General features: G+C 70.6%; 13 protein-coding genes. 10 read left to right on the forward strand and 3 right to left on the reverse strand.

Translation table 11 applies throughout. From position 1 onward, the window contains the following. Window positions 1–2: 2 nt before the first annotated feature. The 3 genes from E1295_RS30205 to E1295_RS30215 all read right to left on the reverse strand — a co-directional run bounded on the left by E1295_RS30205 (window position 3) and on the right by E1295_RS30215 (window position 3,187). Window positions 3–860 carry an ABC transporter permease gene (locus E1295_RS30205; protein ID WP_132635231.1) on the reverse strand — a complete coding sequence of 286 codons (858 nt, stop codon included), beginning with the start codon at window positions 858–860 and terminating at the stop codon, window positions 3–5. Then, window positions 860–1,651, reverse strand: coding sequence for an MlaE family ABC transporter permease (locus E1295_RS30210; protein WP_166427474.1), 792 nt, complete (start codon window positions 1,649–1,651; stop codon window positions 860–862). The genes E1295_RS30205 and E1295_RS30210 overlap by 1 nt, the downstream gene beginning before the upstream one ends. A 141-nt stretch (window positions 1,652–1,792) precedes the next feature. Continuing rightward, complete coding sequence (locus E1295_RS30215) at window positions 1,793–3,187, reverse strand: aminopeptidase P family protein (protein WP_132635234.1); 1,395 nt, start codon at window positions 3,185–3,187, stop codon at window positions 1,793–1,795. Window positions 3,188–3,318: 131 nt separating this feature from the next. Between E1295_RS30215 and E1295_RS30220 the strand changes: the two genes are divergently transcribed. The 10 genes from E1295_RS30220 to E1295_RS30265 all read left to right on the forward strand — a co-directional run. Beyond that, entirely contained in the window at window positions 3,319–3,747 is a 429-nt protein-coding gene (locus E1295_RS30220) for a CBS domain-containing protein (protein ID WP_132635237.1), read from the forward strand. A gap of 24 nt (window positions 3,748–3,771) precedes the next feature. After that, window positions 3,772–4,389, forward strand: coding sequence for an Rv1352/Rv1906c domain-containing protein (locus tag E1295_RS30225; RefSeq protein WP_484214003.1), 618 nt, complete (start codon window positions 3,772–3,774; stop codon window positions 4,387–4,389). A gap of 210 nt (window positions 4,390–4,599) precedes the next feature. After that, on the forward strand, window positions 4,600–5,520 hold the full coding sequence (locus E1295_RS30230; RefSeq protein WP_220448965.1) for an endo alpha-1,4 polygalactosaminidase: 921 nt from the start codon (window positions 4,600–4,602) through the stop codon (window positions 5,518–5,520). Beyond that, window positions 5,510–6,460: a carbohydrate kinase family protein gene (locus E1295_RS30235; RefSeq protein WP_132635243.1), complete on the forward strand. Its 951-nt coding sequence runs from the start codon at window positions 5,510–5,512 to the stop codon at window positions 6,458–6,460. The genes E1295_RS30230 and E1295_RS30235 overlap by 11 nt, the downstream gene beginning before the upstream one ends. Next, entirely contained in the window at window positions 6,457–7,746 is a 1,290-nt protein-coding gene (gene melA / locus E1295_RS30240; RefSeq protein WP_132635246.1) for an alpha-glucosidase/alpha-galactosidase, read from the forward strand. Before E1295_RS30235 ends, melA begins: the two co-directional genes overlap by 4 nt. Continuing rightward, the gene (locus E1295_RS30245; RefSeq protein WP_132635249.1) at window positions 7,743–9,017 is read left to right on the forward strand and encodes an ABC transporter substrate-binding protein; all 1,275 of its coding nucleotides are present in this window, start codon (window positions 7,743–7,745) and stop codon (window positions 9,015–9,017) included. The genes melA and E1295_RS30245 overlap by 4 nt, the downstream gene beginning before the upstream one ends. Continuing rightward, complete coding sequence (locus E1295_RS30250; RefSeq protein WP_132635252.1) at window positions 9,014–9,913, forward strand: carbohydrate ABC transporter permease; 900 nt, start codon at window positions 9,014–9,016, stop codon at window positions 9,911–9,913. Before E1295_RS30245 ends, E1295_RS30250 begins: the two co-directional genes overlap by 4 nt. After that, a complete protein-coding gene (locus E1295_RS30255; protein WP_132635255.1) occupies window positions 9,910–10,722 on the forward strand; it encodes a carbohydrate ABC transporter permease in 813 nt (270 codons plus the stop codon). The genes E1295_RS30250 and E1295_RS30255 overlap by 4 nt, the downstream gene beginning before the upstream one ends. Window positions 10,723–10,788: 66 nt before the next feature. Next, window positions 10,789–11,550 (forward strand): cyclase family protein, encoded by a 762-nt coding sequence (locus E1295_RS30260; protein ID WP_132635258.1) that lies wholly within the window; start codon window positions 10,789–10,791, stop codon window positions 11,548–11,550. Further along, the coding region (locus E1295_RS30265; RefSeq protein ID WP_246080518.1) for a thiamine pyrophosphate-binding protein at window positions 11,547–12,037 on the forward strand (491 nt) is incomplete at its 3' end. The genes E1295_RS30260 and E1295_RS30265, both read left to right, overlap by 4 nt.

Below are 12,037 nucleotides of genomic sequence, written 5' to 3' on the forward strand. Positions count from 1 at the left end.
GCTCACCCCGTCAACGGAATGTTGCCGCCGCCGCCCCAGAACAGGTACGACAGCAGCAGGTTGAGCAGCACGATCGTGACGATCGACTGGCGGATGGCGCGGCCCGCCGCCACGCCCACGCCCACCGGCCCTCCGGTGGCGTGGAAGCCGTGGAAGCAGTGGATCACGATCACCGCGAAGGCGAACACGCCGACCTTGGCGACGCTGAACAGGATGTCGCTGACCGGCAGGTACAGGTAGAAGTAGTAGTCGTAGACGCCGGGCGCCAGCCCGAACAACGCCGTGCACATCAGCCGTGTGGCGAAGAAGCTGGCGAACAACGCGATGAGATAGATCGGCATCAGCGCCAGCAGCGCCGCGACGACGCGGGTGCAGACGAGATAGGTGAAGGCGTTGATGCCCATCACCTCCAGCGCGTCGATCTCCTCGGAGATGCGCATCGCGCCCAGCTCCGCCGTGAACGACGAGCCCACCTGCGCCGCGAGGGCCGTGGCTGCGATGATCGGGGTGATCTCGCGGACGTTGGCGAACGAGCCCACCAGGCCCATGAACGACTCCGCGCCGATCGCCTGCAGGCCCTGATAGCCCTGCAGCCCGACGGTCGCGCCGACGACGAACGCCATCGTGAACACCACGAAGACCATGCCGCCGCCGATGACCGTCGCCCCGACGCCGACCACGACGTCGCTGACCTGCCTGACGACGACCTTGGCGTACTTCAGCCGCAGCACCACGTCGCGTACGGAGTAGAACAGCACCCTCCACACGAACAGCGGCCAGTCGGCCAGCGACGCGAACCGCTCGGCGATGTCCCGGCCACGTAAGGCGAGCCTCGGACCGGCCGCGCGCGTCATGGCCATCAGAGCGACCTCGGCGGGTAGGCCAGGAAGTAGACGGCGGAGATCACGTAGTTGAACGTGAACACCAGCATGAACGTCACCACGGTCGACTGGTTGACCGCCCGGCCCACGCCCACCGGGCTGCTCGCGCAGGTCATGCCCTTGTAGCAGGCGACCGCCGCCGCGATGAACCCGAAGATCCACGCCTTGAACAGGGTGACGTACAGGTCGGAGGCGACGACCAGCGACAGCGCGCCGTCGAAGTACGCGCCGGGCGTGACACCCTGCACGATCACGTTGAAGAAGTAGCCGCCGCTCGCGCCCGCCAGGATGACCAGCGGGCACAGGCACACCGCGATCGTGCTGGCCGCCCACATGCGCGGGGTGACCAGCCGGTGGATCGGGTTGACCGACATGACCTCCATCGCGCTCAGCTCGTCGCGGATGTTGCGCGCGCCGATGTCGGACGTCATCGCGCTGCCCCCGGCCCCCGCGATCAGCAGCGCGCTGGCCAGCGGCGCGACCTCGCGGATGAGGCCGACGAAGACGGCGCTGCCGGTGGCCGAGCCCGCGCCCAGCTGCCAGGCCAGCTCGCCCACCTGGAGCGCCACGGTCGCGCCGAGCGGCAGGGAGACGAGCAGGACGGGCACGCTGGTGACGCGGGCCAGGAACCAGCACTGGCCGACGAACTCCCACCACCAGCGGCGTACGTCCCAGCTGCGGCGCAGCCCCTCCAGGACGATGACGAACAGGTCACCGACCTGGCCGAGCACCGACCCGGCCCTACGTCCGACGAACCCGGACAAGGCCATCAGCTGACCACCTCCGCCGCCTACGGATCAGTCACCCTACTGACGGGTTGACCGGCAGTCGATGCTCTGGCGGGAATTTGAGGAAAAGGTATGAGACGCAGCTCACACCTTGTCAGCTCCGCACGAAACGTGACCGGCCCGTTACGCCAGGGTGGCCATCCAGGACTCGATCTCGTCGGGGTGGCGGGGGAGCCCGCCGGACAGCAGGGTGGCGCCGTCCGCGGTCACGACCAGGTCGTCCTCGATGCGGATGCCGATGCCGCGCAGCTCTCCGGGCAGCGTCAGGTCGTCGGGCTGGAAGTACAGGCCGGGCTCCACCGTGAGCACGTGGCCCTCCTCCAGCACGCCGTCCAGATAGACCTCCGCCCGCGCCCGCGCGCAGTCGTGCACGTCGAGCCCGAGCATGTGGCCGCTGCTGCACAGCGTGTAGCGCCGGTAGAGGCCGCTCTCCAAGAGGGAGTCGGTCGAGCCCTTCAGCAGGCCCCAGTCGCGCAGGCCGTCGCAGATGACGCGCATGGCCGCCAGGTGGAAGTCGCGGAAGCGGGCCCCCGGCCTGAGCGTGGCGATGGCCGCCGTCTGCGCTTCGTACACCAGCTCGTACGCCTGCCGCTGGACCGCGTCGAAGCGCCCCGAGATCGGCAGCGTACGGGTGACGTCGGCGGTGTAGAGGGTGTCGGCCTCGACACCCGCGTCCATCAGCAGCAGCTCGTCCGGCGACAGGCGGCCGTCGTTGCGGATCCAGTGCAGCACGCAGGCGTGCGATCCCGCGGCCACGATGCTGTCGTAGCCGGTCGCGTTGCCCTCCAGCCGGGCCCGCAGCCCGAACACGCCCTCCAGGTAGCGCTCGCCGCGCGGGTGCCCGAGGGCCTGCGGCAGCGCGCGGACGACGTCCTCGAACCCGCGTGCGGTCGCGTCCACGGCGTGCCGCAGCTCGCCCAGCTCCCACTCGTCCTTGACCAGCCGCATCTCCGACAGGAACGACTCCAGCTCCGCGTCGCCGCCGCCGCGCTCCACCAGCGCGTCCACCGAGGCGTCGACGCCCCGGAGGACCCTGGCCGGGCGCCCCTCCAGCTCCAGGTCACGGATGTGCGCGCAGCGCAGCTGGTACATCTCCTCGGCCTCCGCCAGGTCGGGCCGGGGCCCGGCCCAGAACTCGCCGTAGCGGCGGTCGCGGTAGAACTCCTGGCCCTCCTCGCGAGGGGCGCGCGGCCTGACGTACAGCACCGCCTCGCCGGACGGCTCGATCACCAGCACGTCGTCGGACTCCGACGCGCCCGTCAGATAGGAGTACGCGCTGTGCGGCCTGAACCGGTAGTCGCTGTCGTTGCTGCGCACCTTGAGCGTGCCCGACGGGACCACGAGCCGTTCGCCGGGGAAGCGCGCGGCCAGCGCGGCGCGGCGCTTGGCGGCCCACGGCGCGATCGGCCGTGCGCTCACCTCGCCCCGGCGGGAAGGCGCCCAGCCGGTCCGCATGAACGCGGCCAGCTCGTCGGTGACGGGCAGGTCGTGGCTTCCGATGTTGAGCGGCTCGGTCATGCGGCGGTCCTTCGGATCTTCGTGCCGTACGTGGATACGGCAGGCAGCCTACGGGACCGCATGACTGCGTCCTCAGGGGGCAGTTTGCCTTGGCGCGCGGGTTGGAACACTGAGGGGCAGAGGTGGTGCAGATGCTCATCGGGACGATCCTTCGTGGCAAGGGCAGTGAGGTCACGACCGTGACGCCGGCCGCAACCGTGCGGGAGTTGCTCGCCAAGCTCGCCGAGCACAACATCGGAGCCGTCGTGGTCTCCAGTGACGGGGCCGTCATCGAGGGCATCGTGTCGGAGCGCGACGTCGTACGCCGCCTCCACGACCGTGGTGCCGCGGTGCTGGACGACCCCGTGTCCGCGATCATGACCGCCGAGGTCCACACGGTCGGCCCCGGCGAGAACGTCGAGTCGCTGCGGCGCACCATGACCACCGAGCGGGTCCGGCACATGCCCGTGGTCGACGGCGGCCGGCTCGTCGGCATCGTCAGCATCGGCGACGTGGTCAAGAGCGCGATCGAGGAGCTGGAGACGGAGAAGGCGTCGCTCGTCGACTATCTCCATCGTTGACAGTGATGGGACGCTGGGTCCGTGATGTACGGGCCCCCTCCTCCACCTGAGTATCCCCGGGCGACGAGCAGCCCGACGATCATCCTGCTCGTGTCGGGGCTCGCCGCTCTCCTCGGGTTCCTGCTGGGGGTGTTCGTGGGGTTCGGGGCGAGCACGCCGGCGCAGGCGCCGCCGGCCAAAATCACGGTGACGACCGAGGTGACGGGCGCTCCGGAGCCGACGGCGCCCACGCAGCCCGTCCCGTCGCAGGAGGTCCCCTCACAGCCTGTGCCGTCCCAGCCCGTCCCGTCCCAGCCTGTGCCGTCTGAGTCCGAGCCGTCCCAGCCGGTCCCCTCGCAGTCCGTGCCCTCGCAGCCTGTTCCCTCCCAGAGCGGGCCCGCGCAGGGCGGCGGCGTGAGCACCGCGCCGGCCGGCAACCCCGCCTCCCTGCGCACGCTCGTCGTGGGCAGGGACATCCAGCCCGGCACCTACCGCACGTCCGGGCCGGCGGGCGGGTTCAGCATGTGTTACTGGGCCCGCCTGAGGAGCACGGACGGCGACGTGATCGCGACCGGCATGCCGACGGGCGCCGCCACGGTCACCGTCGAGACCACGGACAAGGCGTTCCAGACCGGCGGATGCGCGGAGTGGACCGCTTCATGACGCCTTTATGCGTCAAAGTCTGGACAACAGAGCAGAAACGCGCAATTCTGGCGGGCAATAGAAGGGAGGTATGCCTGAGCGTGCTGGCGTGACGCCCTACGGTTATGGGCCGCGCCACTCCGGTGTCCCTGGCCCGGACACGCAGCGGAGAGTGCGGAACAGCGCGCATCGCCACTTGTCCCGAACTGTGTCGTTCGCGAGGAGTGACCGTTGCGTTTTCCCGCCCTGATATCCACCGCCGCCCTGATATCCACTGCCGCTCTGGCCGTCCTGGCCATCCTGGCGGCCCCATCCGTCCCCGCCGCCGCATCGACCTCGGCCTCAGCCCCTCCGGCCGCCGTCGCGGCCGCGACCGGCCTGCCCGAGCCGGTCCCGTGCGACGGCTGCTGGCGGCCCGCGTTGAGGACGAGCTGGCAGTGGCAGCTCTCCTCACTTCCCGCCAAGCCCTATCCGAACGTGCAGATGTTCGACATCGACGGCTTCGACGCCGCCGCGGACGGCGACATCGTGGCGTCGCTCAGGGCCGGCAGGCCGCACCGCGGCCTCGTCTGCTACATCAGCGCCGGCACGTTCGAGGACTGGCGCCCCGACGCGGGGCGGTTCCCCGAGGAGGTGCTCGGCTCGCCTCTCGAAGAGTGGGAGGGCGAGCGGTGGCTGGACATCCGCGCGTACACCGGAACGCTCGGCGAGATCATGAAAGCCCGACTCGACATGTGCAAGGCGGCCGGGTTCGACGCGGTGGAACCCGACAACGTCGACGCCTACAGCAACGACAGCGGCTTCCCGCTCAAGGCGGCCGACCAGCTGGCCTACAACGCCTGGCTCGCCAACGAGGCCCACGAACGGGGGCTGTCCGTCGCGCTGAAGAACGACGTGGAGCAGATCCCACAGCTCCTGCCGTACTTCGACTTCGCGGTGAACGAGGAGTGCTGGCAGTACGAGGAGTGCATCACCGCCCAGAACGGTGGCCACGGCTACGACCAGTTCGTCAGGGCGGGCAAGGCGGTGTTCCAGGTCGAGTACAACCTGAAGCCCTCCGCCTTCTGCGCCCGGTCCAACGCTCAGAACTTCAACTCGCTGAAGAAGAAGTACGAGCTCGGCGCCTACCGCGTGGCCTGCCGTGGCGCGTGACTTCGACCTGCTGGTCGTGGGTGACGCCAACCCCGACGTGGTGCTCTCCGGGGCGCCGCGCGGTCTGGCGTACGGCCAGCGCGAGCAACTCGTCTCCGGCGGCGACCTGGTCCTCGGCGGATCCGGCGCCATCACCGCGTGCGGGGCGGCCAGGCTGGGCCTGCGCACCGCGTTCGCCGGCCGCGTGGGCGACGACGCGGCCGGGCGCTTCGTCCTCGACGTCATGGCCGGGCGCGGGGTGGACGTCTCCCACTGCGTGATCGGTCCCCGGCCGACCGCCATGACCGTCGTCCTGGCCGACGGGGCGGACCGGGCCATCCTCACCTCACCCGGCTGCCTGCCGGACCTGACCGTGGACGACGTGCCGCGCGGCCTGGCCAGGCATGTGCACGTGTCGTCCTATTTCCTGCAACCCGCGCTGGCGGCCGGTCTGCCCGGGTTCCTGGCGGGGGAGCGGCGGGGCGGCGCCACCACCTCCCTGGACACCAACGACGACCCGGCCGGCGCGTGGGACGGCGTCGCCGGCGTGCTGGGCGAGGTGGACGTCCTCCTGCCCAACGCCGCCGAGGCCCTGGCCATCGCCGCCCGCCTGTCCCAGCCCTCCGGCTCGTCCGCCGGAACCGCACCGCCGGCTCCGCATCCCGAGGGCGTCGAGGCCGCCGCGGCGCGGCTGGGCGCGCTCGGGCCCGTCGTGGTCGTCAAGAACGGCGGCGACGGAGCGCTGGCATGGGAGCGGGGGAGCCTGACCCGGGCACCCGCCGTGCCCGTGGAGCCGGTCGACACCGTCGGCGCCGGCGACAGCTTCGACGCCGGGTTCCTCGCCGCCCGCCTGCGCGGGATGAGCCTGCCCGAATGCCTGCGGGTGGCCGTGACCTGCGGCTCCCTCTCGACCCAGGCGGCCGGGGGCACCGCCGCCCAACCCACGTGGAAAGAGCTATGAAGATCGTCTTCCTCGGCGCAGGCAGCGTCGAGTTCACCCAGGGCCTGCTGGCGGACCTGGTCGCCTTCCCCGACCTGGGGGAGTTCGAGGTGGCGCTGCACGACATCCACCCCGAGCGGCTCGACACCGCCGAGGCCGCCGCCCGCGTCATCGCCGCCGGCCGCCCCGTCAAGATCACCGCCCACCTCGGCCTGCGGGGGGCGCTCGAAGGCGCTGACTTCGCGATCAACATGATCCAGGTCGGCATGATCGACGCCACCCGCGTCGACTTCGAGGTGCCCGCCCGCCACGGCCTGCGCCAGACCATCGCCGACACCATCGGCGTGGGCGGCATCTTCCGCGCCCTGCGCACCTTCCCCGCGCTGGAGCGGATCGGGCAGGCCATGGCGGAGGTCTGTCCCGACGCGTGGTTGCTCAACTACACCAACCCGATGGCCATGAACGTGTGGTACCTGGCCGCCGCCACCCCCGTGCGCAACGTCGTGGGGCTGTGCCACTCCATCTACTGGACGGCCCACGACCTGGCCGAGCTCGTGGGGGTGCCGTACGAGGAGGTGTCCTACCTCGCGGCCGGCGTCAACCACCAGTCGTGGATGTTGCGGTTCGAGTCGGGCGGCGAGGACCTGTACCCGCGGCTGGACGAGGCCATCGCCCGCGACCCCGGCCTGCTGCGGCGCGTCCGCGTGGACATGTACCGCAGGCTCGGCTACTACCCGACGGAGACCAGCGAGCACTCGGCCGAGTACGTGCCCTGGTACTTGCACGACGAGGCCGAGATCGAGCGCCTGCGCATCCCCGTCGGCGCCTATGTCGGCATCAGCGAGGAGAACGTACGCCAGTACGAGGCCACCCGCGACGCGCTCAGGGCGGGCCGGCCGATCACCGTGGAGGGGACCATGGAATACGCCCCGCAGATCATCCACAGCATCGCCACCGGAACCACCCGTACCGTCTACGGCAACGTCCAGAACAGGGGCCTGGTCGGCAACCTGCCGGCGGACTGCGTGGTCGAGGTGCCGTGCGTCGCCGACGCGCTCGGCGTGCGGCCCCTCGCGGTCGGCGATCTGCCCGCCCAGTGCGCGGCGCTCAACCGCGCCTACGTCAACGTCAACGAGCTCACCGTGCGCGCCGTCACCGAGGGCCGCCGCGACCACGTGCGGCACGCCATGATGGCCGACCCGAACACGGCCGCCAGCCTCACCGTCGAGCGGATCGACGCTCTGTGCGAGGCGCTCTTCGAGGCCCACGGCGAGCTGCTCCCCGCATCGCTCAGGAGGCGGTCATGAAAGTACACGGCGCGGCGGCGCTGCTCCTCGTCGCGGGACTGCTGGCCGGCTGCGGCTCGTCCTCCTCGGACGAGGCCGGCGGGCCGGTCGAGCTCACCTGGTGGCACGGCCAGGTCGAGACCCAGGCCAAGGTCATCGACGAACTGGCGGCCGACTACAACAAGTCCCACCCGGACGTGAAGATCACCCCCGCGGTCGGCACCACGAACGTGGACGACATGCTGCAGAAGGTCCAGGCGGTGCTGGCCGGAGGCAAGGCGCCGGACATCGCGTACATGTACGGCACCTGGATGCCGCACCTGGCCAAGAACCCCAAGGTGTACGACCTGACCGCCACCGTGAAGGCGCCGGAGTTCGGCTGGGACGACTTCTGGCCGTCGGAACGGGCCGTGTCGGAGGTGAACGGCAAGGTCGTCGGCGTGCCCGCCGTGGTCGACAACCTGGGCGTCATCTACAACAAGAAGTTGTTCGACGCGGCCGGCCTCGACTACCCGGACAAGGACTGGACCTGGGACGACTTCCGGACGGCGGCCAAGCAGCTGACCAAGGACGGCGTGTACGGCACCGCGTACCCCGTCACCGGCGCCGAGGACACCGTGTGGCGGTTCTGGCCGATGATCTGGCAGCAGGGCGGCGCCATCGTGACGCCCGACGGCAAGAAGTCGGCGTTCAACACCCCGCAGGCGGTGCAGGCGCTCGGCCTGTGGAGCGCCATGGCCCGCCAGGACAAGTCCGTCTACCTCGACCAGAACGGCGAGAAGTTCCTGCCGCTGTTCCAGAGCGGCAAGGTCGGCATGATCATCGCCGGCCCGTGGGCGCTGCTCGACATCATCGACCACAAGGTCGACTACGGCGTGCAGGTGCTGCCCGGCTACAACGGCAACCACGAGACCATCGCCGGGCCGGACAACTGGGTCGTGTTCGACAACGGCTCGCGCAGGGCCAAGGCCGCCGCCGACTTCCTCACCTGGCTCACCCGCCCCGAGCAGGACGCCCGGTGGACGCTCGGCCTGGGGAACCTGCCGCTGCGCAAGGCCACGACCGAGCTGCCGGCGTACAAGAAGTTCATCAAGGACATCCCCGACATGGACGTGTTCACCGCGAACCTCGACAACGCCAAGCAGGCCAGGCCGCACGTGCCGGCGTACCCGGAGTTCTCCGAGAAGGTCGGCAACGCGATCAGCGAGGCTCTCGTCGGCGGCACGCCCCCGCAGGAGGCGCTGGCCACGGCCGCCACCGAGGCCGACACGGTGCTCGGGCGGGCCCGATGACGGTGTTCGCCGCGCAGGTGAGCGGGCGGCGGCGCCGGGCCCGCCGCCTGCTGCCCGACCTGACCGGGTGGGGCTTCGTCCTGCCCGCCACGCTGGTGATCGTCGGGTTGAGCCTGTTCCCCGCGGTGTGGGCGCTGCTGCTCTCGCTGCGGGACGGCGACCTGCTCACCGGTGGTGAGTACGTCGGTCTGCAGAACTACCGCGACATGCTCGGCGACACCGAGCTGGCCGCGGCGGCCGGGCACACGGCGCTCTACACGGTGCTGTTCGTGCCCGGCTCGGTGGTGCTCGGGCTCGCGCTCGCGCTCGCGCTGAACCTGAAGATCCGGCTCATCGGCTTCTACCGCACCTGCTTCTTCGTCCCGTACGTCGTCTCGGCCGCCGCCACCGGCATCCTCGCGAACTTCGTGTTCGACCCCGACTTCGGCATCGTCAACGCCGGGCTGAAGGCCCTCGGGCTGCCCGCGATGGGTTTCCTGCAGGACCCGGGACAGGCCATGCTCACGCTCGTCGTGATCTCGATCTGGGGCGGCGTCGGGATGCCCGCCGTGGTCTACCTCGCCGCACTCCAGGACATCCCGCGTGAACTGGTCGAGGCGGCCAGGGTCGACGGCGGTGTGGGCCGGCACGTGCTGCGCCACGTCGTGCTGCCGCAGCTGCGGCCGGCGACCGTCTTCCTGCTGATCTGGCAGACGATCACCGCGCTGCAGTTGTTCGACCTCGTCTACACCACGACGAAGGGCCAGCCGCTCGACTCCACCACGACGATCGTGTTCTACCTCTACCGGCAGGCCTTCCAGCTGTTCCACTCCGGCTACGGCACGGCCATCGCCTACGTCCTGTTCCTCGTGACGCTCGGGATCTCGGGCGCCGTCCTGTGGAGGAGTGCACGATGAGACGGCGCCACCTCGCCCACCTGTTCCTCATGCCGGCCGCGCTGCTGTTCGTGGCGCCGCTGGTCTGGATGGTGCTGACCGCCTTCATGCCGGACAGCGACATCAACACCTACCCGCCCAAGCTCTGGCCCGAGCACTTCACCACGGCCGGGTTCACCCGCATCTTCACCGAGGACGACTACCCGCTGTGGCTGGCCAACACGGTGATCGTGGCCGTGGCGGCCGTCGCCGGGCACGTGGTGCTCTGCTCGCTGGCCGGCTACGGCTTCGCGAGGCTCAGCTTCCGCGGCCGCGGGCTCACCTTCGGCGCGCTCATGGCGACCATCATGGTGCCCACGCAGGTGCTGATGATCCCCACGTTCCTGCTGTTCAAGAACATGGGCCTCATCGACACCCTCGGCGCGGCCATCGTCCCGTGGCTGGCGTCCGCGTTCGGCGTGTTCCTCATGCGGCAGTTCTTCCTGTCGCTGCCCAAGGAACTGGAGGAGGCCGCGACCATCGACGGCTGCTCCCGGCTCGGCGTGTTCTTCCGGGTGGTGCTGCCGCTGGCCCGGCCCGCGCTGGCCACCCTCGTCGTGTTCACGCTGCTCGGCGCCTGGAACGACCTGCTGTGGCCCCTCATCGCCATCTCCTCGGAGGACAGCTACACGCTGCAGCTCGGCCTGGCCACGTTCTCCGGGGCCCGGCACACCGAATGGTCGGCCCTCATGGCCGGCAACGTCGTCGCCGTGCTGCCGCTGGTGGCCGCCTTCGTCCTGGCGCAGCGCCACTTCGTGGCCACCATGAGCTTCAGCGGTCTCAAAGGCTGAACAAGGGAGGTTTGCACTGGTAGGGCGTGCGTAGGAGGATGCGCACAGCCCACCAAGGAGGAAGTCATGTCGGTGTTGAAGAGCCTTGTCGACAGTGTGCGCGGCGGCGCGATCGAGGTGGTCGACCTCACCGCGCCCCTGTCGTCCGAGACGCCGATCCTCCAGTTGCCCGAGCCGTTCAGCAACACCATCCGCTTCTCCCTCGAGGAGATCAGCAACTACGACGACCGCGGCCCCGCCTGGTACTGGAACGACATCCACACCGGCGAGCACACCGGCACGCATTTCGACGCGCCCGTGCACTGGGTCACCGGGCGCGACGGCGAGGACGTCTCGCAGGTGCCGCCGCGCAGCCTGATCGCGCCCGCCGTCGTGCTCGACTTCGCCGCCGAGGCATCGAAGGATCCCGACTTCCTGCTGGGCATCGACCACGTCAAGGAATGGGAGCGCGCCAACGGCCCGCTGCCCGACGGCGGCTGGCTGCTCTACCGCACCGGCTGGGACACCCGCTCCGGCGACCAGGACGACTTCCTGAACGGCTCCCACACGCCCGGCATCTCCGTGGAGTGCGCCGAGTGGCTGGCCGCCGAGACGCCCATCGCGGGCCTCGGCGTCGAGACCGTCGGCACCGACGCCGGCGCCGCCCACTCCTTCACCCCGCCCTTCCCCTGCCACTCCTTCCTGCTCGGCGCCGGCAAGTACGGCCTCACCCAGCTGCGCAACCTCGACCGCCTGCCCGCGACCGGAGCCGTGGTGCTCGCGCCGCCGCTGCCCATCGTGGGCGGCTCCGGCAGCCCGGTGCGCGTGCTCGCCCTGGTGGAACGTTGACCGTCGCCGAGGCCGTGGGCCGGGCCCTGGCCGCCTGCGGGGTCGAGACCGCCTTCGGGGTGGTCGGCAGCGGCAACTTCCACGTCACCAACGCCCTCGTGGCCCACGGCGTGCGTTTCGTCGCCGCCCGCCACGAGGGCGGGGCCGCCACCATGGCCGACGCCTACGCGAGGATGAGCGGGCGCGTCCCGGTGGTGTCCGTGCACCAGGGGCCCGGGCTGACGAACGCGACGACCGGCATCGCCGAGGCGGCCAAGAGCCGCACGCCGCTCATCGTGCTCGCCGGGGAGGCCACCGACGTGCGCTCCAACTTCCACATCGACCAGGACGCGCTCGCCACGGCGGTGGGTGCGGTGCCGATGCGGGTCACCTCGGCGCGCGACGCGGTGGCCCAGGTCGCCGAGGCCTTCCGGGTGGCGGTGGGGGAGCGGCGCACGGTCCTGCTGAACCTGCCCCTCCCGATCCAGGCCGCCGACCATCCCTCGAC

Source organism: Nonomuraea mesophila (assembly GCF_004352805.1).
GTDB lineage: Bacteria > Actinomycetota > Actinomycetes > Streptosporangiales > Streptosporangiaceae > Nonomuraea > Nonomuraea longispora.

Coding starts and splice junctions, on each gene's coding strand:
- E1295_RS30225 (WP_484214003.1), top strand. CDS start 3,772: ATGTACGGGCCCCCTCCTCCACCTGAGTATCCCCGGGCGACGAGCAGC.
- E1295_RS30255 (WP_132635255.1), top strand. CDS start 9,910: ATGAGACGGCGCCACCTCGCCCACCTGTTCCTCATGCCGGCCGCGCTG.
- E1295_RS30250 (WP_132635252.1), top strand. CDS start 9,014: ATGACGGTGTTCGCCGCGCAGGTGAGCGGGCGGCGGCGCCGGGCCCGC.
- E1295_RS30260 (WP_132635258.1), top strand. CDS start 10,789: ATGTCGGTGTTGAAGAGCCTTGTCGACAGTGTGCGCGGCGGCGCGATC.
- E1295_RS30210 (WP_166427474.1), bottom strand. CDS start 1,651: ATGGCCTTGTCCGGGTTCGTCGGACGTAGGGCCGGGTCGGTGCTCGGC.
- E1295_RS30220 (WP_132635237.1), top strand. CDS start 3,319: ATGCTCATCGGGACGATCCTTCGTGGCAAGGGCAGTGAGGTCACGACC.
- E1295_RS30205 (WP_132635231.1), bottom strand. CDS start 860: ATGGCCATGACGCGCGCGGCCGGTCCGAGGCTCGCCTTACGTGGCCGG.
- E1295_RS30215 (WP_132635234.1), bottom strand. CDS start 3,187: ATGACCGAGCCGCTCAACATCGGAAGCCACGACCTGCCCGTCACCGAC.
- E1295_RS30245 (WP_132635249.1), top strand. CDS start 7,743: ATGAAAGTACACGGCGCGGCGGCGCTGCTCCTCGTCGCGGGACTGCTG.
- melA (WP_132635246.1), top strand. CDS start 6,457: ATGAAGATCGTCTTCCTCGGCGCAGGCAGCGTCGAGTTCACCCAGGGC.